Raw genomic sequence first — 25,899 nt, forward strand, 5'->3', positions numbered from 1 at the left:
GATGATGATAAATCATTTGCTCAGCAATTGCTCCAATGGCAGTTGCGAACATTGTTTTAGCAGCCACTGCATGGCTTTGCCCATCTCAGATGGACGTTGCTGGCGCCAGGCAATAAATGTGGGGCCAACCGGCTTGGGCTCAGATACCTGTTTAATTATGAGTTGCCCGTTTTCTGCGGCGGCCTGGGCCAGGGATTTTGGCAGGTAGCCAATGGCAATGCCGGAAATTTGTGCCTGCAATTTGGTTTGCATGTCCGGGACGGTCAAAATATCCTGGCCGGAGAGAATGCCTGAGGTGCGTGGTGGCAGGTTACGTGAGCTGTCGGCCGCGGCTACCACGCGATGTTGCACAATATCGCTGGCACTTAAGGGTTCCGGCAGGGCGGCCAGTGGATGATGCGGGGCAACTGCAAATACAAATTCCAGTTGGCCGAGCAAATGGGTGGAGAATACCCCACCGGGTGGCGCATCACCGGGCGCGCCGATTGAAATATCAGCCCGGCCGGATTGTAATGCGTCCCAGCTGCCGCCGTAGACTTCACGCAGCAATTTGACGCGGGTGCCGAATTCTTGCTGGTAAAAGTCCTGCAGGATATGCAGGATGGGCTTGAAGTCGAACAGGTCGCTGACGGCAATCGTAATGTCGGTTTCCACGCCCGTGGCAATACGCTGCACGCGTCGTTCCAGTGTGTGTGCCGCGTCCAGCAAGTAGCGGCCTTCTTTCAGCAGTTCGAGGCCTGCTTGTGTGAGTGTGGCGCGATGACCGCTACGGTCAAATAATTCCAGCCCCAGATCTTCTTCCAGCCTGCGAATGGTGTAGGTGAGCGCAGAGGGCACGCGATAAAGGGATTCGGCTGCGGCGGCAAAACTACCTTTGCGGTCGATAGCATCAATGACTTCCAGGGCTTCGAGACTGAGTTTGATTGTCATGTGAGGTTAATCAAAAAAACTGAACAAGAGATGCAAAATGTTTTGCTATCAAAAGATTAAGTGTTTTTTTATCATACAGTTAATCTTTCAAATGGAGTGAATAAATGTTACATGTTCGCCCTTCCAATACACGTGGTTACGCTAACCATGGCTGGCTGGAAAGCTTTCACAGCTTTTCATTCGCCAGTTATTACGACCCTGAGCATATGGGATATTCGGTGTTGCGCGTGATCAATGATGACAAAGTTGCGCCAACGACCGGTTTTGGTATGCATGGCCATCAGGACATGGAGATTATTACCTATATGCTGGCAGGTGAACTGCGGCATACCGACAGCATGGGCCATAGTGAAGTGATACGTGCCGGAGATGTGCAGCGCATGACGGCGGGCACCGGTGTGCGCCACAGTGAAATGAATGCTTCCGCGCAAACCACTGCCCATTTGTTACAGATATGGATTACGCCTGACACCTTGGGGCTGACGCCTGGCTATGAAGACAAAACCATTCCTTTGGCGGACAAGCAAAATCGCTGGGCGCTGATTGCTTCGCCCGGTGCGCAGGCAGGGTCATTAAAAGTACATCAGGATGTGTCACTGTATGCCACTGTGCTGATGGCCGATGCGGCTTTGCCTGTACATGTCATGGCGGGCCGCTCTGCTTATTTGCATATTGCCCGTGGCGAAGTGGAGGTAGATGGCCAGCGCCTGCAAGCGGGGGATGCGCTGACGGTGGATGCGGCGAGTGAGTTGAGTATGCGCGCTGTCAATGAGAGTGAAGTGTTGTGGTTTGATTTGCCACAGGTTGGCGAATAATCGTTTGAATTATTGATTTTGAATTATTGATAAGGAGCTAAAAAATGACTCAGGTTTCAATTGTTTATCATAGTGGTTATGGGCACACGGCTGAGCAGGCCAAAGCAGTGGCGCGTGGCGCACAAAAAGTGGCGGGCGTGACGGTGAATCTGCTGACGGTAGATGAAGCGCAGCAGCAATGGGATTTGCTCAAGGCCAGCGATGCGATTATCTTTGGCAGCCCAACCTATATGGGCTCGGCTTCTGCCCAGTTTAAAGCGTTTATGGATGCCAGTTCTAAAGCCTGGTACACACGTGACTGGCAAGACAAAATTGCTGCAGGTTTCACCACTTCAGCCAGCCAGAGTGGCGATAAGTTGAATACCTTGGCGCAATTGTCAGTGTTCGCAGCCCAGCATGGCATGATTTGGGTCAGTTTGGGTTTGCTGCCGGGGAACAATCACAGCAATGGTTCGGTCAACGACTTAAATCGTTTGGGTAGCTTTTTGGGCGCCATGGCGCAGGCCAACTCCGATCAAGGCCCGGATTTGGCACCGATTCAGAGTGATTTGCTGACAGCTGAACACTTGGGTGAGCGTGTGGCAACGACGACCAAGCGATTTTCAAAATCTGCATAACGCAGCGATTAACTAAAAACGAAGGAGACTATAAGTGAAAAAAATCATTCTTGCGCTGGGTTTGTTAACAGCTTCACAGGCGTGGGCGGCGACCGATACCTACAACATCGATGCTACCCATAGCTTTGCTAACTTCAGCATTCGCCATGTGGTGTCTAAAACTACGGGCACTTTTAACGATGTGACTGGTGTGGTGACGCTGGATCCTGCCAACCTGAATACGGCAACTGTACGTGCGGCGATTAATGTCAGCAGTGTGAATACCGGTTTCGGCAAGCGTGACGAGCATATCAAGGCGGACAAATACCTAGATGTGGGCAAGTACACGCAAATTCTGTTTGAAAGCACCAAGTTTACTGCCAGCAGCCAGACGCAGGCGGTGATGCAAGGCAAATTGACCATCCATGGCGTGACCAAAGTGGTGGATATCCCGGTCAAAGTGTTGGGTTATGGTTCAGACCCATGGGGCGGCCAACGTGCGGGTTTTGAAGGTCATTTGACTATCAAGGCTTCAGATTATGGTTTTGGCTGGGCAGCAGGTGCGAACGCGCCTGTGGGGGATGATATTGAAATCACCTTGCTGATTGAAGGCGTGAAAGCCAAGTAAGCGTAATTAAGCAAGTGGCTGCGCGGGCGAAGTGCCTGCGCGACTACTCACCTTTAAAGGAGCAGGTAAATGGCATTGGATTTGTTTTCCCCAGTCAAGTTGGGCAATATTGCCTTGCAAAACCGCGTCGTCATGGCGCCACTGACGCGCAATCGTGCGGGCGAGGGCGGTGTGCCACAGGCAATGAACGTCACCTATTACGAGCAGCGCGCAACGGCAGGCCTGATTATTACTGAGGCTACACCGATCTCGCCAATGGCGCATGGTTATCCGGCGTTGCCAGGCATTTATACGGACGCACAAGTCGCGGGCTGGAAAAAAGTCACTGATGCTGTGCATGCCAAGGGCGGCAAAATTGTGATTCAGTTGTGGCATGTGGGGCGTATTTCACACCCTAGCTTACTGCCTAACCAGGCGACGCCTGTCGCACCTTCGGCCTTGAAGCCTGCTGGCCAGGCGTTTACTTATCAGGGTTTGCAAGATTACGTGACGCCACGTGCGTTGGATGTTTCTGAGTTGGCTGGCATTGTACAGGACTACGTGCATGCCACACGTTGTGCCATTGCAGCGGGGTTTGATGGCGTGGAAGTGCATGCGGCGAATGGCTATCTGCTAGACCAGTTTTTGCGTGATGGTAGTAATCAGCGCCAGGATCAATACGGCGGCTCCCTTGAAAACCGTACGCGCCTTTTGCTGGAGGTGGTGCAGGCTGTGGTCAATACCATAGGCGCCGATAAAGTCGGTGTACGTTTATCTCCGGTGAATCCATTCAATGACATGCGAGACAGTCATCCGCAGCAGACGTTTAATCATGTTGCGCAGGCATTGAATCCATTCAACCTGGCTTACCTGCATGCGGTGGAAGGCGGCATTCATGGTGGTGGCGAGTCTGAGCCGTTTGACTTTGCGACATTCCGTCAGCTGTTTAATAATGGCTATATCGCTAACCTGAGTTATGACAAGGCGCGCGGTGATGCGGCGATTGCCAGCGGTCATGCCGATGCAGTGGCTTACGGGGTGCCGTTTATTGCTAACCCCGATCTGGTGGCGCGTTTTGCTAGCAATGCGTCTCTCAATGCAGCAGACTCAGCGACTTTTTATGGTGGTACCGAGCATGGCTATACTGACTATCCGTTTTTAACGGCTTAATGGATTCGCAAAGGGTATGTTGCACGAATGCTGCTGATTCGTTGCAATATGCCCTGTTGTGCTTGCCGCTCACTGTATGCGGGCGTAAAATTCGCGCAACGCGAATTCAACCGAGCTAACGCTCCGCACATTGTGAGTTAATTTCTGCATGTCCCGCTCTGATATCACCCCTTTATCCCCACGCAAACTTGTTGTTGCCAATTGGAAAATGCATGGCAGCCTGGTCCGCAACCAGGCGCTGCTTGATGGCTATCTGCAAGGCTTGCAATCCTTACCGCAAACCGATGTGGTGGTGTGCGTGCCTTACCCTTATCTGGCACAAGTGCAATCTGTGCTGGCCGGCACCTCCGTCGCCTGGGGGGCGCAAAATATTGCCAAGTATGAAGAGGGTGCTTATACCGGCGAAGTGAGCGCGGAGATGCTGCGTGACTTTGGTGCACACCATGTCATTATCGGCCACTCCGAGCGTAGTACTGCCTATTGCGAGTCGGATGAAAATATTGCCGAAAAATTCATGATGGCCAAGCGCCATGGCTTAATCCCGATCTTGTGTGTTGGTGAAACTTTGCTGGAGCGTGAAGCTGGCGTGATGGAGCGTGTGGTTGGCAAGCAGCTTGAAACCATTATCCGGTTGTTTGGCGGTGAGGCGTTTGCGCACACTATCGTGTCTTATGAGCCGATCTGGGCTATCGGCACCGGCCTGGCGGCCTCTGCTGAGCAAGCCGTGGCCATGCACCAGTTTATTCGTGACACCGTCGCCGCTGCAGATAAAACCGCGGCGGATAGCTTAAAAATCCTCTACGGGGGCAGCGTAAACCCGCAAAATGCGGTACAATTATTAAATCAGAAGGAAATAGATGGCGCGCTGGTCGGCCGTTGCTCTCTAGATGTTGAGCAATTTATAAAAATATGTCAGGCCGTTCCTGAAAATAGCGTCATCTAGATAGCGAAGATGCCAAAAGCTTAATCGTTATTTAATTATGGATTAAAAGAAATATGGAAAATGTCATTCTCGTCATTCATGTGCTGGCAGCCGCTGCCGTGATTGGCTTGGTCTTATTACAGCATGGCAAGGGCGCCGATATGGGTGCCGCCTTTGGAAGTGGTGCCTCCGGCAGTTTGTTCGGGGTGTCCGGCTCTTCTAACTTGCTCAGCAAGCTGACATCGATTTTTATTACAGTGTTTTTTGCAACTAGCTTGACGNNGGCGTTTATGTCCAGTCATAAAGCAAGTTCTGGCAGCGTGGTTAAATCTGCGTTGACACAACAGGCTCCGGCCAAAGGTGAGGCTGCGGAAGCAGTTAAGCCGGTTGAAAATACACCCAAAGATATTCCTAATTAATACTTAGCCGTCGTGGTGGAATTGGTAGACACGCTATCTTGAGGGGGTAGTGACGAAAGTCGTGCGAGTTCGAGTCTCGCCGACGGCACCAGTCCCATGTTGTTTTGCGACGTGGCTGGATGGGAATTGGTTATTTGGGAGTATTTCAATGTGCTGTTGGGCATGATGCATTGAAATCACTTGTTAACATGATCGATTAAGGCAAATCAGTGTTAGAAAACTATTTCCCAATTCTGATGTTTATCCTGGTCGGCCTGGGCGTAGGCTTGGGGCCGTTGATTGCAGGTAAAATTCTCTCTCCGCACAAACCTGATGCGGAAAAAAACTCCCCTTATGAGTGCGGCTTTGAAGCGTTTGAAGATGCGCGTATGAAGTTCGATGTACGTTATTATCTGGTCGCCATTCTGTTTATTCTGTTTGATCTCGAAATTGCATTTCTTTTCCCGTGGGCGGTGGTGATTCAGGAAATTGGGTCTGCCGGCTTCTGGGCAATGATGGTCTTTTTGTTTGTATTGGTGGTCGGCTTCATCTTTGAATGGATGAAGGGCGCCCTTGAATGGGATTAATGCAAAATGAGCATTGAAGGCGTATTGGAAAAAGGGTTTGTCACTACCACGCTAGACACGGTGATTAACTACACTCGCACGGGCTCTTTATGGCCGATGACGTTTGGTCTGGCCTGTTGTGCAGTGGAAATGATGCATGCCGGTGCTTCGCGTTACGATCTGGACCGCTTTGGCATTGTGTTCCGTCCGAGTCCGCGCCAGTCTGACGTGATGATTGTCGCCGGTACGCTGGTGAACAAAATGGCACCGGCCTTGCGCAAGGTTTACGATCAGATGGCTGAGCCGCGCTGGGTAATCTCCATGGGGAGCTGTGCCAACGGTGGTGGCTATTATCATTATTCTTATGCGGTGGTGCGTGGCTGTGACCGCATCGTGCCCGTGGATGTTTATGTGCCTGGTTGCCCGCCTACAGCTGAAGCCTTGTTATACGGCATTATCCAGTTGCAAAAGAAAATCAGACGCACCAACACCATCGCCAGAACCTGATACTGACCGATTGTCCAAATACTTAAGCCCAAGAAATTAAACTATGTCCGCAAAACTCGAACATTTGTCCGCGCAGCTCAAGTTGGCCTTGGGTGACGGTGTGGTCAGGCTGGAGCAAAAGCTGGGTGAAATCACAGTGGAAGTCCATGTGAAACACCTGCTGGCTGTGACTGAACGATTGAAAACACATGCCGAGCTTAAATTTGAACAGCTGATTGACTTATGTGGCGTGGATTATTCTGATTACGGTGATGGCCGCTGGGAAGGTCAGCGCTACGCCGTGGTATTGCATTTGCTTTCTGTGAGCTTGAATCAGCGTGTGCGTATCCGTGCCTTTGCCGCCGATGATGATTTTCCGGTATTTCCGACCTTGGTGGATATCTGGCCGGTAGCTAACTGGTTTGAGCGCGAAGCGTTTGACCTCTACGGCATTATGTTTGAGAACCACCCTGATTTGCGTCGTTTGCTGACGGATTACGGGTTTGTTGGTCATCCTTTCCGCAAAGATTTCCCTATGATTGGTAATGTTGAAATGCGTTATGACCCGGTGCAGCAGCGCGTGATTTATCAGCCAGTGTCTATAGAGCAGCGTAACAATGTGCCGCGCGTGATTCGTGACGAAGGTGCGCACCATGGCTGAGATTAAAAACTATACGATGAACTTCGGTCCGCAGCACCCTGCGGCACACGGGGTATTGCGTCTGGTGCTGGAGCTCGACGGTGAAGTCATTCAACGTGCCGATCCGCATATTGGCTTGCTGCATCGCGGCACGGAAAAACTGGCTGAAAACCGCACTTATCTGCAAAGTGTGCCTTATATGGACCGCTTGGACTATGTGTCCATGATGGCCAATGAGCATGCTTATGTGATGGCGATTGAAAAAATGCTGGGTATTGATGTGCCGGTACGTGCGCAATATATCCGTGTCATGTTTGATGAAATCACGCGTATCCTCAATCACCTGCTGTGGTTGGGTGCGCATGCGCTGGACGTGGGCGCCATGACGGTATTTTTGTATGCATTCCGCGAGCGTGAAGACTTGTTCGACGTCTATGAGGCGGTATCTGGCGCGCGTATGCATGCGGCTTATTATCGTCCAGGCGGTGTTTATCGTGACCTGCCGGAAAAAATGCCGCAACACGAAACCACCAAATTCCGCAGTGCCGACGAAATCAAAAAACTCAATGAGAACCGCCAGGGTTCCATGCTGGACTTCATCGAAGACTTTACCAATCGCTTTCCTACTTATGTCGATGAGTATGAAACCCTGTTGACTGATAACCGTATCTGGAAGCAGCGTACCGTGGGCATCGGCGTGGTGACGCCAGAACGTGCACTGGCATTGGGCTTGACGGGCGCCATGTTGCGTGGCTCTGGCATTGCCTGGGATTTGCGCAAAAAGCAGCCGTATGAAGTCTACGACAAAATGGATTTTGATATTCCAATTGGTGTGAACGGTGATTGCTATGACCGTTACCTGGTGCGCGTGGAAGAGATGCGCCAGTCCAACCGCATCATCAAACAGTGTATCGACTGGTTGCGCAAAAATCCGGGCGCGGTCATCACTGATGACAACAAGATTGCGCCGCCTAACCGCGAAGGCATGAAAACCAATATGGAAGACTTGATTCACCACTTCAAGTTGTTTACCGAAGGCTTCCATGTGCCTGCCGGTGAAGCATATGCAGCGGTAGAGCATCCTAAAGGTGAGTTTGGGATTTATATGGTGTCTGATGGCGCCAATAAGCCTTATCGTTTGAAAATTCGGGCACCGGGCTTTCCGCATCTGGCCGCGCTGGATGAGATGACGCGAGGTCATATGATTGCTGACTTGGTCGCAATTATTGGTACACAAGATATTGTGTTCGGTGAAATTGACAGATAACCGGAACGACGTGATAGCACGGATCGGAAAGATAGTAAGGGTCAAGCATGCTCAGTGCAGAATCAATTGAAAAGATTGAATACGAACTGTCGAAATATCCAAAAGACAGGCGTCAGGCGGCAGTGATGTCGGCCTTGAGGATTGTCCAAATGGAACGTGGCTGGTTATCCAAGGAAAGTATTTCCGAGGTTGCCAAGTATTTGCGTATCCCGGAAATCGCTGCGCTGGAAGTCGCGACTTTCTACAATATGTACGATCTGACGCCGGTGGGTCAGCACAAGATTACGATCTGTACCAATATCTCTTGCATGCTGCGAGGCTCGGACGAGATTGTGGAGCATTTGCAACACAAGCTCGGTGTTGGGTTTAACGAAGTGACGCCTGATGGCAAGTTCTGCCTGAAAGAGGGTGAGTGCATGGGCTGTTGTGGTGGTGCGCCGTTATTGCATGTGAATAACAGCGATATGCACGAATTTTTGACCACTGAAAAAGTGGATGCCCTCATTAACGAGTTAAATAAGGGCTAGGGCGCTGAACATGGCAAAAACTTCAAACGCGACATTGGATAGTAAACCTGTGGTCAAGACGGATCTGGCCGGGCAGACCCTGGTCACCCTGCGAACGCTGGCAGAAGATAATCCTTCTTCACTGGCGACCTATGAAAAATTGGGCGGCTATGTGCAGCTCAAACGACTGGTGGCAGAGAAAGTAAAAGCGCCTGACATTATCAGCCAGGTCAAAGTGTCTAACTTACGTGGCCGCGGGGGTGCTGGTTTCCCAACTGGCCTCAAGTGGAGCTTTATGCCACGTTATTACGATGGCACTAAGTATCTGGTGTGTAACACCGATGAAGGCGAGCCGGGTACGTTTAAAGACCGCGATATTATCCGCTATAACCCGCACCAACTGATTGAAGGCATGGCCATTGCCGCCTATACCTTGGGTGCACGCGTCGGTTATAACTACATTCACGGTGAAATCTGGCAAGACTACGAAATTTTTGAAGCGGCGCTGGCAGAAGCGCGTGAGGCCGGTTATCTGGGTGAAAACCTGTTTGGTTCCGAGTTCAGCTTTGATCTATATGCCGTGCATGGCTATGGCGCTTATATCTGCGGTGAAGAAACGGCACTGATTGAGTCGATCGAAGGCAAAAAAGGCCAGCCACGTTTTAAACCGCCATTTCCGGCCAGTTATGGCGTGTTTGGCAAACCAACCAACGTCAATAACACCGAAAGCTACGCGTCTATCCCCTGGATCATGCAGCATGGTGGCCAGGCATTTTCTGATCTGGGTGTGCCTAATTCTGGCGGTAGCAAATTATTTTCGGTGTCTGGTCATGTTGAAAAACCTGGCAACTATGAAATCAAAATGGGCACTCCTTTTAAAGACTTGCTCGATATGGCGGGTGGTATCTGGAAAGGCCGTAAGTTAAAGGCCGTGATACCAGGTGGCCCATCTACCGCCGTCATGCCAGCGAGTGCTATTGAAAATGCCACTATGGATTATGACGGTCTGAGCAAAGCGGGTTCCAGCCTTGGTGCGGGCTCCATGATCGTCATGGACGAAACCACGTGTATGGTTAAAACGCTTAAACGCCTGAGCTACTTCTTTTATGAAGAAAGCTGCGGTCAATGTACGCCGTGCCGCGAAGGCACCGGCTGGGTCTATCGCATTATTGAGCGCATCGTCGACGGCAAAGGCAAGATGGAAGATCTCGACCTGCTGACGGATTTAAGCAACAACATTTCCGGCCGAACCATTTGTGCGTTGGGCGATGCTGCGGCGACACCCGTGTTGAGCTTTATCAAACATTTCCGCCCTGAATTTGAATATTACATCCAGCATGGCAAGTCCATGGTCGATGGTAAATAAACGCTATCAAGCTTAACGGTAATCACATGCTAAACATCGAAATTGACGGCAAACCACTAGAAGTCGAACACGGCAGCACCATTATTGATGCTGCGGACGCGGTAGGTATCGCGATCCCGCGTTTTTGTTACCACAAAAAGCTGTCGGTGGCCGCCAACTGTCGTATGTGCCTGGTGCAGGTAGAGAAATTCAACAAGCCTTTGCCTGCCTGTGCGACGCCAGTGGCTGATGGCATGAAGATCTATACTCGTAGTAAATCTGCGGTAGAAGCCCAGCAAAGCGTGATGGAGTTTTTGTTGATTAACCACCCGCTGGATTGCCCGATTTGCGATCAGGGCGGTGAGTGTGATTTACAGGATATTGCTGTGGCTTACGGCGCCTCCGGCTCTCGTTATACCGAAGAAAAACGGGTGGTGTTCAATAAAAATATCGGCCCTTTAGTCAGTACCGATATGACGCGTTGTATCCAGTGTACACGCTGCGTACGCTTCCTCAAGGAAGTCGGCGGCATGCAGGAGCTAGGCCTGGTCAATCGTGGCGAGCACGCTGAAATTACTGCCTATGTAGATCAATCCGTCAACTCCGAACTGAGCGGTAATATTATTGATTTGTGCCCGGTTGGTGCGTTGACCAGCAAGCCGTTCCGCTACTCTGCCCGTAGCTGGGAGCTGGTACGCAGGCCTTCTATTGCGCCGCATGATGGCCTGGGCTCGCATATTGAAGTGCATGTTAAAGACAATAAAGTCATGCGTGTATTGCCGCGTGAAAAAGAGTCGATTAACGAATGCTGGTTATCTGACCGCGACCGTTTCTCTTACGAAGGCCTGAACAGTCCTGACCGCCTCAAAGTGCCGATGATCAAGCACAACGGCCAGTGGCAAGAAACTGACTGGAAAACCGCACTGGAGTTTGCCGCAGGGCAACTCAAAGATATCACCAAGGAGTATGGTGGTGAGGCACTGGGTGTGTTGGTTTCACCAAACAGCACCATGGAAGAGGGTTACCTGATCAAGCAACTGGCCGAAGGTCTGGGTAGCGGTAATGTGGATTACCGTCTGCGCCAGACGGACTTCCGTCTGGATGGTAAACGTACCGGTACACCATGGATGGGCTGCAATATTCAGGAAATCGAAGAGCTTGACCGTATCCTGCTGATCGGTTCCAATCTGCGCAATGAGCATCCATTGCTGGCACAGCGTATTCGCAAGGCAGTCGCTAACGGTGCCGAGTTATGTATCGTCAGCCCACTGGATAATGATCCATTGATGGATATCGCACACAAGGTCATTGTGCGTCCTAACGATATGGTGAATGTGCTGGGTCAAGTGTTAAAAGCCATGTCAGGCTTGCAAAAACTGTCACTGTGCTTGCCGCCAACCCTGAATAAACTACTGGAAGAAATCCAGGTAAGACCAAATACACAGCAAATTGCCGAATGCCTGGCCGGTATCAGCGAAGAGCTGATCCTGATTGCGCCTAAAGTCGGTATTTTCCTCGGCAATATGGCCTTGAGTGATCCCCGTTTTACCGAAATGTATAGTATGGCCGAAGCTATCGGTGGTATCACAGGCGCTAAAGGTGGTATTTTGCCGCCAGCTGCCAACAGTACCGGTATGCACCTGATGGGCGTGATGCCTTCAGCCACGGGCATGCATGCGCGTGCCATGATTGAGGTGCCACGCAAGGCTTATCTGCTGCTGAATATCGAACCTGAGCTGGATTGCCAGCATGCGGCCCTGGCCAGCGATGCCATGGCAAAAGCGGAATGTGTGATTGCATTGACGGCGTATAAATCTGCTGCACTTGATAACGCAGATATTCTGTTGCCGATTGCGCCATTTACCGAAACCTCAGGCACGTTTATGAGTATGGAAGGCCGTGTACAAAGCTTCCAGGCGGTGACCCGGCCGCTAGGCGAAGCGCGTCCAGGCTGGAAAGTGCTGCGCGTGCTGGCCAATACATTAGGGCTGCCGGGCTTTGATTTCAATAGTTCAGAAGACGTGAAAAATGCCATCTTTAATGGTGAAAAACCGTCTGCAGTGGTATGGCGTAGTCTGAATAACAACTTGAAAGAGTTAGTAGAAATTCAGGTCAATATCAAAAAAGAAGGTTTGCAACGCATTGGCGAAGTGCCGCAATACGAGTTTGACCCGATTGTGCGTCGTTCAGCCCCGTTGCAAAAAACCAAATACAACATTCGCCCCATGGCGCGCATGCGTGCCGAACAATTGGCCGACTTGGGCTTGCAGGATGGCGATATTGTGGTTGCGCGTCAGGATAAAGGCAGCGCCGTACTTAAAGTACGTGTGGATAACCATGTGGCCAAAGGCTGCGTGCGTGTTGCCGCGGCGCATCCGTTGACGGCTGGCCTGGGTGACCTGATGGGCGATATCACCATTGAAAAAGCGTCGGCCGATCAAGTGGCGATTTACGAAAAACAACTGACCGAGATGGCATAACATGCAATTCTTTGCTGAATTATTTGGCTCCTACTGGGCAGACGTGCAACTAGTGGTGTGGACGCTGATTAAAATCGTGGCCATTGTGTTGCCACTGATGATTGGGGTGGCTTACCTGACCTTGGCCGAGCGTAAGGTCATCGGCTATATGCAAGTGCGTATTGGCCCTAACCGCGTGGGTTATTGGGGCCTGCTGCAGCCTTTGGCGGATGGTCTTAAGCTGTTATTTAAAGAAATCATCCTGCCTACGGCTTCTAACAAGGCATTGTTCTTTATCGGGCCCGTATTAGCGATTGCGCCAGCGTTTGCTGCCTGGGCTGTGATCCCGTTTGATGCAACCCTGGTGCTGGCGAATGTGGATGCTGGTTTGTTGTATATTCTGGCCATGACCTCGGTCGCGGTGTATGGCGTGATCATTGCCGGTTGGGCATCCAACTCCAAGTATGCTTTTTTGGGTGCGTTGCGTTCAGCAGCACAGATCGTGTCTTACGAAATCGCCATGGGCTTTACCCTGGTGGGCGTACTCATGTGTGCCAACTCTTTGAACCTGGGTAATATCGTGATGGGTCAGGAGGGCGGTTTCTGGCACTGGTATTTCCTGCCGTTGTTCCCGCTGTTTGTCGTGTATTTCATCAGTGCCGTGGCCGAAACTAACCGCGCGCCGTTTGATGTGGCCGAAGGTGAATCCGAGATTGTGGCTGGTTTCCACGTCGAGTATTCCGGCATGGCGTTTGCCGTCTTCTTCCTGGCTGAATACGCCAACATGATGCTGGTTTCCATGCTGGCTGCGCTGATGTTCCTTGGTGGCTGGTTGTCGCCGGTCCCTTTCCTGCCAGACAGCATTTTGTGGTTGCTGGCAAAAGTTGCTTTCCTGCTGTTCCTGTTTTTATGGTTCCGCGCCACCTTTCCGCGCTATCGCTATGACCAGATCATGCGTTTGGGCTGGAAAGTATTTATTCCCATCACGCTGGTCTGGATTGTTGTGGTTGGGGCGATGATGCAAACACAATGGGCTTATTTGTTCCACTAAACCGGGCGATGCACAAACAGGGATTTTGGAAACCTTACCATGTTGAATTCGATTAAAAATACATTGGGCAGTTTGATGTTGGTGGAAATGCTGAAAGGCATGGCCCTGACCGGACGCTATTTCTTTGCCAAGAAGATTACGATTCAGTATCCGGAAGAACGGACGCCACAATCTAACCGTTTCCGTGGCTTGCATGCCTTGCGCCGCTACCCGAACGGCGAAGAGCGATGCATTGCCTGCAAATTGTGTGAAGCCGTTTGCCCGGCGATGGCTATCACGATTGAATCGGACCAGCGTGACGACGGCACCCGCCGTACCACGCGTTACGATATCGACCTGACCAAGTGTATTTTCTGTGGTTTTTGTGAAGAATCCTGCCCGGTAGACAGCATTGTGGAAACCCGTATTTTTGATTACCACGGCGAGCAGCGTGGTGACCTGATCTATACCAAACAAATGTTGCTGGAAGTCGGCGACAAGTATGAGGCGCAAATTGCAGAAGACCGCGCCCAGGACAAGGTCTATCGCTAGGCGAGACAGGATAATCATGTTATTTACCGATATTGTTTTTTACGTACTGTCAGCTATTTTGCTGTTTTCCGGCATCCGCGTGATCACCACGCGTAACCCGGTACATGCAGCGCTGTTCCTGGTATTGGCTTTTTTTACTGCCGCGGGTATCTGGCTGTTGCTTGAAGCTGAGTTCCTGGCCATTGCGCTGATTCTGGTCTACGTCGGGGCGGTGATGGTGCTGTTCCTGTTTGTGGTGATGATGCTGGATATCAACCTCGACAAATTGCGTGAGGGTTTCTGGGAGTACCTGCCCATGGCGGGCCTGATCGGTGTACTCATGGTGGTCGAGATGACCATGGTGCTGGCCGAGAAGAACCTGCATCCTAGCGAGGCGGTTGAACTGCCAGCCAATTACAGCAATACCGCTGCCTTGGGTAAAGTGCTGTATACCGACTATCTGCTGCCGTTTGAGTTGGCTGCCGTGGTGTTGCTGGTAGCGATGATCGCGGCCATTGTGCTGACCTTGCGTGAACGCAAAGACAATAAATCCATGAACCCGGCAGACCAGGTAAAAGTGAAGCGCAGCGATCGTATTCGCATTGTGTCTATGCCTGCCGAAGTAGAAGAAGCGCCAGCACCCGCGGCAGAGGAGAAAAAGTAATCATGGTCGGTTTGTCTCATTACCTGATTCTGGGGGCGCTGATGTTTGCGATCAGTGTGATTGGTATTTTCCTCAACCGCAAAAACGTGATTATTTTGCTGATGGCCATCGAGTTGATGCTGTTGGCCGTCAACCTGAACTTTATCGCCTTTTCACACTACCTGAACGATATCGCTGGCCAGGTATTTGTGTTCTTTATCCTGACCGTGGCCGCCGCAGAGTCTGCCATTGGCCTGGCGATTCTGGTGGTGTTGTTCCGTAACTTGCGCACCATCAACGTCGACGATCTGGATCAGTTAAAAGGTTAAGCATAATGACTATCAAACAAATCCTGATGTTGATCCCAGTGTTGCCATTATTGGCAGCCGCTGTCGTCGGCATTTTCCGCAACTTCCTGCCGCGCTGGGCTGGTCATGTACTGACCATTGCTGGTGTAGGTGCTGCGTTCGTTCTGTCTGCCTATATTTTTAACCAGACCTTAAATGGCTTTACCTTGAATGAAGCGATTTATACCTGGCTCGATTCTGGTGACGTGCATTTTGAAGTCGGCTTCCTCATCGACAACCTGAGCGCCATGATGATGGTAGTTGTGACATTTGTCTCACTCATGGTGCATATCTATACCATTGGTTATATGGCGGAAGATCCAGGCTATAGCCGCTTCTTCAGCTATATTTCACTGTTTACTTTCTCCATGCTGATGCTGGTTATGAGCAACAACTTTATGCAGTTGTTCTTTGGCTGGGAAGCGGTAGGCCTGGTATCTTACTTGCTGATTGGTTTCTGGTTTACGCGCCCAACGGCGATTTACGCCAACCTGAAGGCGTTCCTGGTCAACCGGGTAGGGGACTTTGGCTTTTTGCTGGGTATCGGCATGGTGCTGTACTACTTTGGCAGCCTGGATTACGCCACGGTGTTCCAGCACGCACCAGAACTGGCGAATACCCAGGTGAATTTGCTGGGTAGCTGCAACTGGTCGTTAATGACAGTCACTTGCCTGTTACTGTTTGTTGGCGCGATGGGTAAATCAGCACAAGTGCCGCTGCACGTGTGGTTGCCAGATTCGATGGAAGGTCCAACGCCGATTTCTGCGTTGATTCATGCGGCGACCATGGTGACTGCCGGTATTTTTATGGTGGCGCGTATGTCACCACTGTATGAGTTGTCGACGACTGCCTTGTCGACGGTGATGGTGATCGGTGCGATTACCGCCTTGTTTATGGGTTTCCTTGGCATTATCCAGAACGATATCAAACGTGTGGTCGCGTATTCCACCTTGTCACAGCTGGGGTATATGACGGTTGCATTGGGCGCGTCTGCTTATTCTGTTGCCATTTTCCACCTGATGACGCATGCCTTCTTTAAAGCGCTGCTGTTCCTCGGCGCTGGTTCAGTGATTATGGGCATGCACCACGATCAGGATATCCGCAATATGGGTAACCTGAAAAAATACCTGCCGATTACCTGGATTACCTCATTGATCGGCTCACTGGCCTTGATCGGCACGCCATTCTTCGCTGGTTTCTACTCCAAGGATAGCATTATCGAGGCGGTGGAGTTGTCGCATATCCCAGGCAGTGGCTTTGCTTACTTTGCAGTGATTGTCGGCGTATTTGTGACGGCTTTCTATTCATTCCGTCTGTATTTCCTGGTATTCCACGGTGAAGAAAAATGGCGCCATGCCAAGCATGATGATCATGCACATGCAGCACATAGCGATGGACATGCAGATGCACACCATGACGACGCGCATCACGATGATGACCACGCACACGATGAAGAAGAGCATCATCATGGCCTGGGCCCGAATGACAACCCGCATGAGCCAGGCTGGGTGGTGACCTTGCCATTGGTATTGCTGGCGATTCCATCGTTGGTGATTGGTTATATCGCCTTAGAACCTATGTTGTATGGCGATTTCTTCAAAAACGTCATTTTTGTCAATCCTGAAGCACATCCGGCCATGGCGCATCTGGCGCATCACTACCATGAATTGATGCATAGCCCGGCGGGCATGGCGATTCACGGGTTTACCAGTTTGCCATTTTTCCTGGCGGCCTCTGGCGTATTGTTGTCATGGTTCTTCTATATGAAGCGCCCGGATATCCCGGCAGCCATCAAAGCGCGTTTTATCGTGATCTACGATATTCTGGAAAACAAATACGGCTTTGACAGCTTTAACGAGAAGTTCTTTGCCGGTGGTTCGCGCTACTTGGGTAGCCTGTTGTGGAAATATGGCGACATCACGCTGATTGATGGCGCCATGGTCAATGGTACCGCCAACACCATGGGTAAAATCGCAGCCAAAATGCGCAACCTGCAGTCCGGTTTAATCTATCACTACGCCTTTGCCATGATTATCGGCGTATTCCTTCTCATGACTTTCTTTATCAAAATAAACTAATGATGCAAGCCGACCTCACAAGTATTTCCTGGTTAAGTCTGGCCATCTGGCTACCGGTGCTCTCCGGCGTGCTGGTATTGCTGCTGGGGGGTGACCACAAGGCTACCCTGACACGATGGCTGGCATTGGCTAGTAGCCTGGTCAGCTTTCTGGTGACGCTGCCACTGTACACCTTGTTTGATGTGCAGGATGGCTTTTTCCAGTTTGAAGAGTTATTACCCTGGGTGCCAGCATTTAATATGCATTACCACCTGGGTATTGATGGCTTCTCCATGCCACTGGTGTTGCTGACCAGTTTTACGACGGTGATTGTGGTGCTGGCTGGCTGGGAGGTGATTACCAAGCATATTGCCCAGTATATGGCGGCTTTCCTCATCATGAGCGGCATCATGATAGGCGTGTTTACATCACTCGATGCTATTTTGTACTACGTGTTTTGGGAAGCGATGTTGATCCCGATGTTCCTGGTCATTGGTATCTGGGGCGGGCCAAATCGTGTGTACGCAACGATCAAGTTTTTCCTGTATACCTTGCTCGGCTCATTACTGATGCTGGTGGCTTTTATCTACCTCTATCATCAAACCGGTAGCTTTGAGCTGGCGGATTACTATCTGTTGCCGTTGAGCATGCAAGCGCAGATTTATATCTTTATTGCCTTCTTTATGGCATTTGCCGTCAAAATCCCCATGTGGCCGGTGCATACCTGGTTGCCAGATGCGCACGTTGAAGCACCGACCGGTGGTTCTGTGGTACTGGCGGCGATTGCGCTGAAGCTTGGTGGTTATAGCTTCTTGCGGTTTGCCATGCCGATTGCACCGGATGCGGCGCATTATTTCAGTACCGCCATGATTGTGCTGTCACTGATCGCAGTGGTCTATATTGCGCTGGTCGCCCTGGTGCAAAAAGACATGAAGAAGCTGATTGCCTATTCATCGATCTCGCACATGGGCTTTGTCACGCTGGGCTTCTTTATGTTCAGCCAGTTAGGGCTGGAGGGCGCAGTAGTGCAGATGATCTCGCATGGTTTTATTTCCTCCGCCATGTTCCTCAGCGTAGGTGTGTTGTATGACCGCGTACATAGCCGCGAAATCTCGGCCTATGGTGGCGTGGTCAATAAAATGCCGGTATTTGCTGCATTTGCCGTGCTGTTTGCCATGGCAAACAGTGGCCTGCCAGGCACTTCGGGCTTCGTCGGTGAATTTATGGTGATTCTGGCCGCGGTCAAGTTTAACTTCTGGGTTGGCTTTTTGGCGGCGACCACGCTGATCTTTGGCGCGGCTTATACTTTGTGGATGACCAAGCGCGTGTTCTTTGGCAACGTGACAAATCATCATGTTGCTGAACTAAGCGACCTGAATAAGCGAGAATTCCTGATTTTAGGTACTTTGGCGTTGCTGGTGATTGGTTTTGGTGTCTATCCGCAGCCGATCACTGAGGTGATGCAGGCCACCAGTACAGAGTTCCTGAAACACATGGCGATTTCCAAATTGCCCGTCACAGGCTATTAAGGCAGGATTTTAGAAAATGGATAATATGCAATTCGATTTGCTCGCCCTGTTGCCGGAACTGGTTGTCATGGGTATGGCCATGTTTATTTTGTTGTTGGATTTATTCATCCTGCCACAAAATCGTTTCATGATTTATGGCCTGAGCCAGTTCACCCTGTTAGCTGCAGCGTTTTTTACTTTTAAAACCCATACGCCTGCGGTTGGCTTTGCCTTTTCGCACATGTTTATCGACGATACTTTGTCCGACGTGATCAAGTTGATGATGTATCTCGGCACTTCGTTGATCCTGGTGTATACGCGTAAATACCTGCAAGACCGCAACCTGTATCGTGGCGAGTTTTATGCCATGGTTCTGTTTGGCTTGCTAGGCATGATGATTATGGTCTCCGGCCATAACATGCTGACCATTTACATTGGCCTGGAGCTACTGTCACTGTGCCTGTATTCACTGGTGGCGTTTGACCGCGATAATCCTAGAGCGTCAGAAGCAGCCATGAAGTATTTTGTATTGGGTGCGCTGGCTTCCGGCATGCTGCTGTATGGCATGAGCATGCTATATGGCATGACTGGCAGTCTGGACGTCAGTGACATCGCGAATAGTATTGCGCAGCAACCAAAAAGCCCGGTATTGATCCTGGGGCTGGTGTTTGTGGTGGCAGGGCTAGCCTTTAAATTTGGTGCGGTGCCATTCCAGATGTGGGTGCCGGATGTTTATCAAGGCTCACCAACGCCAATGACCTTGCTGATTGGCTCGGTGCCTAAACTGGCGGCCTATGCCATGACGGTGCGTTTGCTGGTACAAGGCTTGCACCCGCTGGCATTAGACTGGCAGGACATGCTGGTATTGATGGCGGTGTTGTCTATCATCATTGGTAACTTCAGCGCCATTGTGCAAACCAACCTCAAACGCATGCTGGCGTATTCCACCATCTCGCATGTGGGTTTCATCATGTTCGGCATGATGAGTGCGAATGCCAATGGCTTTGCTTCCAGCTTTTTCTACATCAGCGCTTATGTGCTGATGTCTATCGCGGGCTTTGGCATTATCTTGCTGTTGAGCCGCCAAGGCTTTGAAGCAGAAGAAATCAATGACCTCAAAGGCTTGAACCAGCGTCATCCCTGGTTTGCTTTCCTCATGCTGATCATTATGTTCAGCATGGCGGGGATTCCACCAACCATCGGTTTCTACGCCAAGTTTACCGTGCTGCAAGCGGCCTGGCAGGCTGGGTTTACCTGGCAAGTGGTGCTGGCCGTGTTGATGGCCACCATCGGCGCGTTCTATTACCTCAATATTGTGCGCAAAATGTACTTTGATGCGCCTGAAGACCACACGCCACTGAGCGCACCGCTTGATATGCGTTTTATCCTCAGTGTGCATTCACTGGCTTTACTAGGCTTGGGTTTGTTCCCGGAAGTCCTGCTGGGTGTCTGTGGTCATAGCTTGTTAATCAGTCTGCAATAATCATGGCCGCAAAACTTATTTTCTTATTACTGATGTTGTTTATGGCCAATCTGGGCTGGGTCTCAGATAAATGGCTGGGCTTGGTCGGGACGATTAGCCAATTGTGGCAGCGCTTTGCCGTATTGCTGCCTGCCTACTTCATCACACTGGTGATTGCCTACCTGGTTGAGCGCTTTGTTATGGGCCAGGTGTGGCCACAAGGCTGGGAGTTTTACAGCATTACCTTGTGCGTCTTCCTGGTGCTGTCCTTCCCGGGGTTTATCTACCGCGTGCTGTGGAAGTAATCGCACGTCACATTAATTTCATCAATTCTTCACGATAGTTTCAAGCATTATAGTCAGACTATGCTTACCCAAGAAGCATAGTCGGGGTGAGCCCCGGAAAGGACTTGAGATGCTGAAACTACAACAAACCCTGGGATGGGTGCAGTCGGTAGACAGCCGGTTGTGTGTCAAAGTCAGCCATACCGGACAGTACCGTCTTATCCGCAACTCGTTCCGCGCCATTTCACGTATGGGCGATGGCATGTTCTGGTATTTACTCATGCTGGTGATTGCCATCACGCAAGGTCATGAAGGTTATTATGCCTGCTTGCATATGCTCACCGCAGGCCTCACCGGCACCTTGGTCTATAAATGGCTCAAACATCGCACTAGCCGCCCAAGACCATTTCAGGTGCGTCAAGATGTGTTGTTAAGCGGCACGCCGCTGGATTATTTCAGTTTTCCGTCCGGGCATACCTTACATGCGGTGGCTTTTGGTATGGTGGCAGTACAGCATTATCCGCAATTGTTCCCGATAGTTTATCCGTTTGTCGTGTTGGTCGGTATCTCGCGTGTGGTGTTAGGCCTGCATTATCCGAGTGATGTGCTGGCTGGGGCTGGCATAGGGTATTTGCTGGTCGCCTTGTATTCGCTGGTGTTTTAAAGTTTTGCGCATGAATGAAAAACGGATGCCATGGCATCCGTTTTTGTTTTCTGGATGGACTCCTTTGTTTAACTGGCTTGCGGATTAATGTGCCTCTACTAATCGGGCAACCAGGTGCATCACAACAGGCCTGACAATTAATACGCAAAAGAATGCTATCGGCATCGCCAGCGCATAGGCGTGCACCACACGCCATAGATAACCGGTCTGTATGCCACTATTCGCGGCAACGATCACCATGCACATTAAAAAGGCCATGATGCCCGCCATGAAGAATGCAAACACATAAGGTGTGAATTTTTTGGGAATCTTGCGGAAAGTGTTTTTGCGGAAATTCATTATGTGCTCCATAGGTGTTTTTGCACTATATCGACACTGTTCACGATTGTGTAGACGCTTGGATATTGAATCAATATAAAGATAAACTATCGAATAAATTTATTGAGTCGATAGTAAATGGATACTTTAAGAAGCATCGAGAGTTTTGTGAAAGCCGTACAGGCAGGCAGTATTGCCGCTGGCGCGCGCTTACAAGGCATCACGGCTGCCGCAGCCAGCCAGAATATCCAGCGGCTGGAAAAATCATTGGGCGCGCGCTTGCTGACGCGCACTACACGCAAGCTGTCGATGACGGAAAGTGGTGAACTTTACTATGCAGAAGTACAGCCTATCATCGCCGCACTCAGCAGGGCGCAAGCTGTGATCACGGAGTTTCATGGCCAACCACAAGGCCGCTTAAAGATAGGTTCATCTGTGGCCTTTGGCCGGCATGTACTAATGCCGCTCATTCCGGCCTTTACCCGGCATTTTCCTAAAGTCTCGATTGAGTTAGTGCTGTCTGACCATAGCCTGGATCATGTCACAGAGGATATTGATATCAGCATACGCTTCAACCAACAGCTGGAACCAGGCCTGGTTGCACGCAAGATTGCCAGTGTGCCTGTACTATTTTGTGCCTCGCCAGACTATCTGCAAAGAAAAGGCACGCCGAGCAGTCCGGAGGCGCTATTCCAGCACGATTGCCTGATGTTTCGAGTGCCGGTTGATGGGCGGCTGCTGAGCTGGGTATTTGATCGCAATGGCATGCACTACGAACCTGAAATCAATCCTAGCATTATTTGTAACGATATCGACTCTTTACATCGTCTGGCTGTTGAAGGCGCTGGTATCGCGCGCCTGGCGGCTTTTGTGGCAAATGAGGACATTCGGCGAGGTACTTTAGTCGCATTGTTTCAATCTGCTGCTGCATCGCATGAAGATGCGCAATCTGCCAGCATGCCTTTGTCATTTTATGCCTGTTACCGTGATCAGCACGCCATGACCAATAAAGTGCGGGCCTTTATGGATTATCTGGTCAAAGAGATGTCGGATGCATGGTAAATACAGTGTTCTATGGCTGTTTGGCGCAGTTTTTGTCGCTTATCAGCAACGGATCACTTGGATTGCTTATTTTTTGTAAAATACTTGTTGCTAATATTCAATATTGCGTGCATAGTACACCCTCACGAAGTTCAAGTAGTGTTGTTGTTCTCCGGTTCTATCTTTTGGTTCTATCGTTACTTCTCGCCATCTTGATCCTCGTTTTTATGGGTATTTACCCGTTTTTTTATTTTTTATCCAAGGATTTATTATGGTAACAGGTTCTGTTAAGTGGTTTAACGATTCAAAAGGTTTTGGCTTCATCACTCCGGACAACGGCGGCGAAGATTTGTTTGCACATTTCTCTGCAATTCAATCTGCTGGTTTCAAAACTTTGAAAGAAAACCAACGCGTAAGCTTTGAAGTGGCAACTGGCCCTAAAGGCAAACAAGCTGCAAATATTCAAATCATTGAATAATTCAAAGCCTGTCCGCTGAGTTACTCAAGTGACTCACCGGAAAAAGCCCGGAGTCCCCGGGCTTTTTTATTGTTAAAAGGATGCTTAATGGCAAAAGAAGAGTTAATCGAAATGCAAGGTGCAGTGACTGAGATCCTGCCGGACGCGCGTTACCGCGTCAAGCTGGACAATGGACATGAGTTGATCGCTTATACAGGCGGTAAAATGCGCAAACACAAAATTCGCATTCTGGCCGGTGATAAAATCACCATCGAAATGTCGCCTTATGACATGGATAAAGGCCGTATTATTTTCCGTCACTTAGAGCCACGCAAGCCGTTCTAATCTCTGAGCCCTCTAGACTCACTCTGACCAATGGCTTGCAACTCGCTTTGCAAGGCCTAATGGTCATACCTGTTACATTGAAACGCCTTAAAGGGCAGGGCACTATTGCCCATGCCCGGTATCATGTCTGTGACGGGGTCTCTTGCACTATCCATTCCGTCAGCCGCAATAACCACGGTGCAATGAGCAGGATGCTGATAAACACAATCGGCCAGGCGACGCTAATGCTAGTGAGCCATTTCTCAAAAAACACTGCCGTCGGCACATGATTAATCAGCAAGATAGATAAGCTGACAATATTCACTGTCACCAGTGACATCAATAGTGCAAACAGAANNTTTGCGTTTCAACGCCACGCGCTTGTTGCTGCTGTTTACCATGGCAAAGGCTGATCTTCGTGGAAATAACCGCCAGTCGGGCCTTGTTCATCCAACGTAGCCAGTCTGACCGAGGTTTTCCAGCTATCGCTGATTTCCATCGGTGCATTAGGACCGCCCAGATCAGTTTTCACCCAGCCAGGATGCGCAGAGTTCACCTTGATATGACTGTCTTTTAACGCGTGTGCCAGATGGATGGTAAACATATTCAATGCAGATTTAGAGGCGTTATAAGCTAAGCCTTTGGCGACTTCAATCGGTGAATTGGGTGTGCTGTGCAAGGTCTGTGAGCCCAAAATGCTGGATAAGTTAACAATGCGCGCGGCAGGGGAGCGCTGCAGCAAAGGCAGTAATGCCTGGGTTAACGCCACGACAGCAAAGAAGTTGGCTTCGAATGTTGTTTTCAAGGTGTCTTGATCCACGCTCAGGGTGTTGTTTTGGCCGATGAGCTCCTCTTTAAGAATGCCTGCGTTATTGACCAGAATATCCAGTTTGCCGAAACGTGACTCCAGCGCGGTGGCGACTGCTTGTGATGCGTTAGCCTGCGTTGCGTCATAGTGCACATATTCAGCATCTACGCCCAACGCTTTCAGTTCAGCCACGGCTTGCTCACCTTTGTGGGGATCTCTGGCGCCGATGATGACTTTAATCCCTTGTTCTCCCAGTTTTTTGGCAGTTTCAAAGCCGATACCGCGGTTGCCACCTGTAATCAATGCAATACGTTGTTGTGAAGTGCTCATTTTTCTAACTCCTTGTCAGTGATGCGTTAAATATTAAATACCAATCGGTAAATAAATAATAATCACGGATGATAAAGTTGTCAATATATTTTTTACCAAGTGGTATAATAATTAAAAATACACACAGGTGAATGATCATGACTGTAGAAATACTTGCGAAAAAACGCGGTAGGCCAGTGGCCTTTGATTACGAGACCGCCTTGCAGAATGCCATGCATGCCTTTTGGCAACATGGCTATGAAGGGACTTCTATGAGCACATTGATGGCGGTGATGGGCATGAATAAGGCCAGTATCTACGCCGCTTATGGCAGCAAAGAGGCTTTATTTAAAAAAGCACTTGAGCGTTATGTGCAAGGGCCCGCAAGTTTTCTGGCAGCGTCGCTGGCACAGCCGACAGCGTTAGCCGTGGTGCAGTTAATGCTATCGCAGGCGGCACAGATGCTCGCTGATCAGTTGCATCCTGTCGGCTGCCTGGTGACGCAAGGTGCGTTGGCGTGCAGTGCGGAATCGGCTGAAATCAAGGCATTATTAGGCGGGTATCGCCAGACACTTGAGCAACAACTGGCGCAGCGTTTCACGCGCGCGGTCAGCGAACAGGACTTATTGGCGACGACAGACCCGGTGATATTGGCCAAGCTGGTGATGACGGTGCATCAAGGGATGGTGGTACAGGCTGTGGGTGGTGCAACACAGGCAGAACTGTTTAACGTGGCTGCGATGGCCACGCAGTTAGTCGCGCAGGGGTACACGACGGGGCAAGTAAAGTGAGTCGGCTGCCATCTGTTTGCAGATAGCAGCCGTGGAGATTAAACCGCGTTACGAACCAGTGTCATGGCGGCGAGTTTGGCACGCGATGCCGCACCACTATTAGGCGCCAGGCGCTCAACCAGCGCTGCACCTTCAAACAGGATGGTCAGTTGCTGGCCAAGTGCCTCAGGGTCTTTGGCACCGGCATGGCGGGCAATTTTGCACAAATAACCTTGTAATTCGGCAGACAGTACGACTGAGTACTGGTTAATTGGGTGCTCTGCTTCCGGAAATTCAACTGCGGCAATATGAAAGGGCAGGCCACGGAATTCCGGTTGGCTGATCCATTGCTCCATCAGTTCGCACAGCAATAACAGTAACTCTAAGGACTCAGCCTTTTTAGAGGACAGTTGCGTATTCAGCCAGCTATAAAACCTGTCGGACTTGTCACGCAGGTAGGCGGTAATCAGCTGATTTTTGCTGGGGAAGTGTTTATACAACGTGGCTTTGGCCACGCCTGCTTCCAGTATGATGGTATCGACGCCGGAGGCCTGTATCCCTCTGCTGTCAAACAGGCTGCTGGCTATATTCAGTATTTTCTCTCGCATGTTCATCACTTATCCTTTTATCCCGATTTTC

Annotated in this window: 31 protein-coding genes and 1 tRNA gene; 27 read left to right on the plus strand and 5 right to left on the minus strand. The window is 50.4% G+C overall.

The genetic code is table 11. The annotated features are described in order from the left end of the window. Positions 1 to 12 precede the first annotated feature (12 nt). Positions 13 to 930, minus strand: a complete 918-nt coding sequence (locus B3355_RS01940) for a LysR family transcriptional regulator (protein WP_292779703.1) — start codon at positions 928 to 930, stop codon at positions 13 to 15. Between the two features lie 104 nt (positions 931 to 1,034). Here B3355_RS01940 and B3355_RS01945 point away from each other — a divergent pair, with 104 nt between their 5' ends. From B3355_RS01945 to B3355_RS02055, 23 genes are all read left to right on the plus strand, one after another. Further along, complete coding sequence (locus B3355_RS01945) at positions 1,035 to 1,745, plus strand: pirin family protein (RefSeq protein WP_292779705.1); 711 nt, start codon at positions 1,035 to 1,037, stop codon at positions 1,743 to 1,745. Between the two features lie 44 nt (positions 1,746 to 1,789). Then, entirely contained in the window at positions 1,790 to 2,362 is a 573-nt protein-coding gene (locus B3355_RS01950) for a flavodoxin family protein (protein WP_292779707.1), read from the plus strand. Between the two features lie 34 nt (positions 2,363 to 2,396). Further along, the gene (locus B3355_RS01955; RefSeq protein ID WP_292779709.1) at positions 2,397 to 2,969 is read left to right on the plus strand and encodes a YceI family protein; all 573 of its coding nucleotides are present in this window, start codon (positions 2,397 to 2,399) and stop codon (positions 2,967 to 2,969) included. A 69-nt stretch (positions 2,970 to 3,038) separates the two neighbouring features. Then, positions 3,039 to 4,118 (plus strand): alkene reductase, encoded by a 1,080-nt coding sequence (locus B3355_RS01960; protein ID WP_292779711.1) that lies wholly within the window; start codon positions 3,039 to 3,041, stop codon positions 4,116 to 4,118. Positions 4,119 to 4,266: 148 nt separating this feature from the next. After that, positions 4,267 to 5,061, plus strand: coding sequence for a triose-phosphate isomerase (tpiA, locus tag B3355_RS01965; RefSeq protein ID WP_292779713.1), 795 nt, complete (start codon positions 4,267 to 4,269; stop codon positions 5,059 to 5,061). A 53-nt stretch (positions 5,062 to 5,114) separates the two neighbouring features. Further along, the gene (secG, locus tag B3355_RS01970; protein ID WP_292779715.1) at positions 5,115 to 5,459 is read left to right on the plus strand and encodes a preprotein translocase subunit SecG; all 345 of its coding nucleotides are present in this window, start codon (positions 5,115 to 5,117) and stop codon (positions 5,457 to 5,459) included. Between the two features lie 6 nt (positions 5,460 to 5,465). Then, a tRNA-Leu gene (locus tag B3355_RS01975) sits at positions 5,466 to 5,550 on the plus strand. A 145-nt stretch (positions 5,551 to 5,695) separates the two neighbouring features. Continuing rightward, positions 5,696 to 6,025, plus strand: a complete 330-nt coding sequence (locus B3355_RS01980) for an NADH-quinone oxidoreductase subunit A (RefSeq protein WP_019881811.1) — start codon at positions 5,696 to 5,698, stop codon at positions 6,023 to 6,025. Between the two features lie 6 nt (positions 6,026 to 6,031). After that, positions 6,032 to 6,511, plus strand: coding sequence for a NuoB/complex I 20 kDa subunit family protein (locus tag B3355_RS01985; protein ID WP_019881812.1), 480 nt, complete (start codon positions 6,032 to 6,034; stop codon positions 6,509 to 6,511). A gap of 43 nt (positions 6,512 to 6,554) precedes the next feature. Then, complete coding sequence (locus B3355_RS01990) at positions 6,555 to 7,151, plus strand: NADH-quinone oxidoreductase subunit C (RefSeq protein ID WP_019881813.1); 597 nt, start codon at positions 6,555 to 6,557, stop codon at positions 7,149 to 7,151. Beyond that, on the plus strand, positions 7,144 to 8,397 hold the full coding sequence (locus B3355_RS01995; protein WP_024929771.1) for an NADH-quinone oxidoreductase subunit D: 1,254 nt from the start codon (positions 7,144 to 7,146) through the stop codon (positions 8,395 to 8,397). Before B3355_RS01990 ends, B3355_RS01995 begins: the two co-directional genes overlap by 8 nt. A 47-nt stretch (positions 8,398 to 8,444) precedes the next feature. Further along, entirely contained in the window at positions 8,445 to 8,924 is a 480-nt protein-coding gene (gene nuoE / locus B3355_RS02000) for an NADH-quinone oxidoreductase subunit NuoE (protein WP_019881815.1), read from the plus strand. 10 nt (positions 8,925 to 8,934) lie between these two features. Beyond that, positions 8,935 to 10,269, plus strand: coding sequence for an NADH-quinone oxidoreductase subunit NuoF (gene nuoF, locus B3355_RS02005; RefSeq protein ID WP_292779722.1), 1,335 nt, complete (start codon positions 8,935 to 8,937; stop codon positions 10,267 to 10,269). A 26-nt stretch (positions 10,270 to 10,295) separates the two neighbouring features. Next, positions 10,296 to 12,728 (plus strand): NADH-quinone oxidoreductase subunit NuoG, encoded by a 2,433-nt coding sequence (nuoG, locus tag B3355_RS02010; RefSeq protein WP_024929774.1) that lies wholly within the window; start codon positions 10,296 to 10,298, stop codon positions 12,726 to 12,728. 1 nt (position 12,729) lies between these two features. Then, positions 12,730 to 13,758, plus strand: coding sequence for an NADH-quinone oxidoreductase subunit NuoH (gene nuoH / locus B3355_RS02015; RefSeq protein WP_019881819.1), 1,029 nt, complete (start codon positions 12,730 to 12,732; stop codon positions 13,756 to 13,758). 39 nt (positions 13,759 to 13,797) lie between these two features. After that, positions 13,798 to 14,289, plus strand: coding sequence for an NADH-quinone oxidoreductase subunit NuoI (nuoI, locus tag B3355_RS02020; protein ID WP_019881820.1), 492 nt, complete (start codon positions 13,798 to 13,800; stop codon positions 14,287 to 14,289). 16 nt (positions 14,290 to 14,305) lie between these two features. Next, positions 14,306 to 14,932: an NADH-quinone oxidoreductase subunit J gene (locus tag B3355_RS02025; RefSeq protein ID WP_292779726.1), complete on the plus strand. Its 627-nt coding sequence runs from the start codon at positions 14,306 to 14,308 to the stop codon at positions 14,930 to 14,932. A gap of 2 nt (positions 14,933 to 14,934) precedes the next feature. After that, entirely contained in the window at positions 14,935 to 15,240 is a 306-nt protein-coding gene (gene nuoK / locus B3355_RS02030; RefSeq protein ID WP_019881823.1) for an NADH-quinone oxidoreductase subunit NuoK, read from the plus strand. A 5-nt stretch (positions 15,241 to 15,245) separates the two neighbouring features. Beyond that, positions 15,246 to 17,336, plus strand: coding sequence for an NADH-quinone oxidoreductase subunit L (gene nuoL, locus B3355_RS02035; RefSeq protein ID WP_047514112.1), 2,091 nt, complete (start codon positions 15,246 to 15,248; stop codon positions 17,334 to 17,336). Continuing rightward, positions 17,336 to 18,844, plus strand: a complete 1,509-nt coding sequence (locus B3355_RS02040) for an NADH-quinone oxidoreductase subunit M (RefSeq protein WP_292779731.1) — start codon at positions 17,336 to 17,338, stop codon at positions 18,842 to 18,844. Before nuoL ends, B3355_RS02040 begins: the two co-directional genes overlap by 1 nt. A 16-nt stretch (positions 18,845 to 18,860) precedes the next feature. Next, complete coding sequence (gene nuoN / locus B3355_RS02045) at positions 18,861 to 20,306, plus strand: NADH-quinone oxidoreductase subunit NuoN (protein ID WP_019881826.1); 1,446 nt, start codon at positions 18,861 to 18,863, stop codon at positions 20,304 to 20,306. 2 nt (positions 20,307 to 20,308) lie between these two features. Next, positions 20,309 to 20,590, plus strand: coding sequence for a DUF2818 family protein (locus B3355_RS02050; protein ID WP_019881827.1), 282 nt, complete (start codon positions 20,309 to 20,311; stop codon positions 20,588 to 20,590). A 109-nt stretch (positions 20,591 to 20,699) separates the two neighbouring features. Further along, positions 20,700 to 21,233, plus strand: coding sequence for a phosphatase PAP2 family protein (locus B3355_RS02055; RefSeq protein ID WP_292779735.1), 534 nt, complete (start codon positions 20,700 to 20,702; stop codon positions 21,231 to 21,233). Positions 21,234 to 21,317: 84 nt separating this feature from the next. On the opposite strand, the gene B3355_RS02060 is transcribed toward B3355_RS02055, so the two are convergent. Next, positions 21,318 to 21,572 (minus strand): DUF2798 domain-containing protein, encoded by a 255-nt coding sequence (locus tag B3355_RS02060; RefSeq protein ID WP_292779737.1) that lies wholly within the window; start codon positions 21,570 to 21,572, stop codon positions 21,318 to 21,320. Positions 21,573 to 21,689: 117 nt separating this feature from the next. Here B3355_RS02060 and B3355_RS02065 point away from each other — a divergent pair, with 117 nt between their 5' ends. The 3 genes from B3355_RS02065 (at position 21,690) to infA (ending at position 23,394) form a co-directional block, all read left to right on the plus strand. Next, positions 21,690 to 22,613, plus strand: a complete 924-nt coding sequence (locus tag B3355_RS02065; protein ID WP_292779739.1) for a LysR family transcriptional regulator — start codon at positions 21,690 to 21,692, stop codon at positions 22,611 to 22,613. Positions 22,614 to 22,863: 250 nt separating this feature from the next. Beyond that, complete coding sequence (locus B3355_RS02070; RefSeq protein ID WP_018985697.1) at positions 22,864 to 23,070, plus strand: cold-shock protein; 207 nt, start codon at positions 22,864 to 22,866, stop codon at positions 23,068 to 23,070. An 87-nt stretch (positions 23,071 to 23,157) separates the two neighbouring features. Further along, complete coding sequence (gene infA, locus B3355_RS02075; protein ID WP_018985695.1) at positions 23,158 to 23,394, plus strand: translation initiation factor IF-1; 237 nt, start codon at positions 23,158 to 23,160, stop codon at positions 23,392 to 23,394. Between the two features lie 121 nt (positions 23,395 to 23,515). On the opposite strand, the gene B3355_RS02080 is transcribed toward infA, so the two are convergent. Continuing rightward, complete coding sequence (locus tag B3355_RS02080; RefSeq protein ID WP_292779745.1) at positions 23,516 to 23,713, minus strand: DUF2798 domain-containing protein; 198 nt, start codon at positions 23,711 to 23,713, stop codon at positions 23,516 to 23,518. Positions 23,714 to 23,767: 54 nt separating this feature from the next. Beyond that, positions 23,768 to 24,511, minus strand: a complete 744-nt coding sequence (locus B3355_RS02085; RefSeq protein WP_292779747.1) for an SDR family oxidoreductase — start codon at positions 24,509 to 24,511, stop codon at positions 23,768 to 23,770. A 137-nt stretch (positions 24,512 to 24,648) separates the two neighbouring features. Here B3355_RS02085 and B3355_RS02090 point away from each other — a divergent pair, with 137 nt between their 5' ends. Continuing rightward, a complete protein-coding gene (locus B3355_RS02090) occupies positions 24,649 to 25,281 on the plus strand; it encodes a TetR/AcrR family transcriptional regulator (protein ID WP_292779749.1) in 633 nt (210 codons plus the stop codon). A 38-nt stretch (positions 25,282 to 25,319) separates the two neighbouring features. On the opposite strand, the gene B3355_RS02095 is transcribed toward B3355_RS02090, so the two are convergent. After that, complete coding sequence (locus B3355_RS02095; protein ID WP_019881836.1) at positions 25,320 to 25,874, minus strand: TetR/AcrR family transcriptional regulator; 555 nt, start codon at positions 25,872 to 25,874, stop codon at positions 25,320 to 25,322. Positions 25,875 to 25,899 lie beyond the last annotated feature (25 nt).

Origin of the sequence: Methylophilus sp. UBA6697 (genome assembly GCF_002454655.1) — a bacterium.
Taxonomy (GTDB): domain Bacteria; phylum Pseudomonadota; class Gammaproteobacteria; order Burkholderiales; family Methylophilaceae; genus Methylophilus.

What these genes read in the sequence shown, in the direction of transcription:
- tpiA (WP_292779713.1), top strand. Translation starts at nt 4,267, where the DNA reads ATGTCCCGCTCTGATATCACCCCTTTATCCCCACGCAAACTTGTTGTT.
- nuoE (WP_019881815.1), top strand. Translation starts at nt 8,445, where the DNA reads ATGCTCAGTGCAGAATCAATTGAAAAGATTGAATACGAACTGTCGAAA.
- B3355_RS02090 (WP_292779749.1), top strand. Translation starts at nt 24,649, where the DNA reads ATGACTGTAGAAATACTTGCGAAAAAACGCGGTAGGCCAGTGGCCTTT.
- nuoL (WP_047514112.1), top strand. Translation starts at nt 15,246, where the DNA reads ATGACTATCAAACAAATCCTGATGTTGATCCCAGTGTTGCCATTATTG.
- B3355_RS01960 (WP_292779711.1), top strand. Translation starts at nt 3,039, where the DNA reads ATGGCATTGGATTTGTTTTCCCCAGTCAAGTTGGGCAATATTGCCTTG.
- B3355_RS01990 (WP_019881813.1), top strand. Translation starts at nt 6,555, where the DNA reads ATGTCCGCAAAACTCGAACATTTGTCCGCGCAGCTCAAGTTGGCCTTG.
- B3355_RS02060 (WP_292779737.1), bottom strand. Translation starts at nt 21,572, where the DNA reads ATGAATTTCCGCAAAAACACTTTCCGCAAGATTCCCAAAAAATTCACA.
- nuoF (WP_292779722.1), top strand. Translation starts at nt 8,935, where the DNA reads ATGGCAAAAACTTCAAACGCGACATTGGATAGTAAACCTGTGGTCAAG.
- B3355_RS02095 (WP_019881836.1), bottom strand. Translation starts at nt 25,874, where the DNA reads ATGAACATGCGAGAGAAAATACTGAATATAGCCAGCAGCCTGTTTGAC.
- B3355_RS01950 (WP_292779707.1), top strand. Translation starts at nt 1,790, where the DNA reads ATGACTCAGGTTTCAATTGTTTATCATAGTGGTTATGGGCACACGGCT.
- B3355_RS01995 (WP_024929771.1), top strand. Translation starts at nt 7,144, where the DNA reads ATGGCTGAGATTAAAAACTATACGATGAACTTCGGTCCGCAGCACCCT.
- B3355_RS02055 (WP_292779735.1), top strand. Translation starts at nt 20,700, where the DNA reads ATGCTGAAACTACAACAAACCCTGGGATGGGTGCAGTCGGTAGACAGC.
- nuoI (WP_019881820.1), top strand. Translation starts at nt 13,798, where the DNA reads ATGTTGAATTCGATTAAAAATACATTGGGCAGTTTGATGTTGGTGGAA.
- B3355_RS02025 (WP_292779726.1), top strand. Translation starts at nt 14,306, where the DNA reads ATGTTATTTACCGATATTGTTTTTTACGTACTGTCAGCTATTTTGCTG.
- B3355_RS02070 (WP_018985697.1), top strand. Translation starts at nt 22,864, where the DNA reads ATGGTAACAGGTTCTGTTAAGTGGTTTAACGATTCAAAAGGTTTTGGC.
- B3355_RS02050 (WP_019881827.1), top strand. Translation starts at nt 20,309, where the DNA reads ATGGCCGCAAAACTTATTTTCTTATTACTGATGTTGTTTATGGCCAAT.
- B3355_RS02085 (WP_292779747.1), bottom strand. Translation starts at nt 24,511, where the DNA reads ATGAGCACTTCACAACAACGTATTGCATTGATTACAGGTGGCAACCGC.
- B3355_RS01940 (WP_292779703.1), bottom strand. Translation starts at nt 930, where the DNA reads ATGACAATCAAACTCAGTCTCGAAGCCCTGGAAGTCATTGATGCTATC.
- B3355_RS01985 (WP_019881812.1), top strand. Translation starts at nt 6,032, where the DNA reads ATGAGCATTGAAGGCGTATTGGAAAAAGGGTTTGTCACTACCACGCTA.
- infA (WP_018985695.1), top strand. Translation starts at nt 23,158, where the DNA reads ATGGCAAAAGAAGAGTTAATCGAAATGCAAGGTGCAGTGACTGAGATC.
- nuoN (WP_019881826.1), top strand. Translation starts at nt 18,861, where the DNA reads ATGGATAATATGCAATTCGATTTGCTCGCCCTGTTGCCGGAACTGGTT.
- nuoK (WP_019881823.1), top strand. Translation starts at nt 14,935, where the DNA reads ATGGTCGGTTTGTCTCATTACCTGATTCTGGGGGCGCTGATGTTTGCG.
- nuoG (WP_024929774.1), top strand. Translation starts at nt 10,296, where the DNA reads ATGCTAAACATCGAAATTGACGGCAAACCACTAGAAGTCGAACACGGC.
- B3355_RS02065 (WP_292779739.1), top strand. Translation starts at nt 21,690, where the DNA reads ATGGATACTTTAAGAAGCATCGAGAGTTTTGTGAAAGCCGTACAGGCA.
- B3355_RS02040 (WP_292779731.1), top strand. Translation starts at nt 17,336, where the DNA reads ATGATGCAAGCCGACCTCACAAGTATTTCCTGGTTAAGTCTGGCCATC.
- B3355_RS02080 (WP_292779745.1), bottom strand. Translation starts at nt 23,713, where the DNA reads ATGTCACTGGTGACAGTGAATATTGTCAGCTTATCTATCTTGCTGATT.
- B3355_RS01945 (WP_292779705.1), top strand. Translation starts at nt 1,035, where the DNA reads ATGTTACATGTTCGCCCTTCCAATACACGTGGTTACGCTAACCATGGC.
- B3355_RS01980 (WP_019881811.1), top strand. Translation starts at nt 5,696, where the DNA reads ATGTTTATCCTGGTCGGCCTGGGCGTAGGCTTGGGGCCGTTGATTGCA.
- nuoH (WP_019881819.1), top strand. Translation starts at nt 12,730, where the DNA reads ATGCAATTCTTTGCTGAATTATTTGGCTCCTACTGGGCAGACGTGCAA.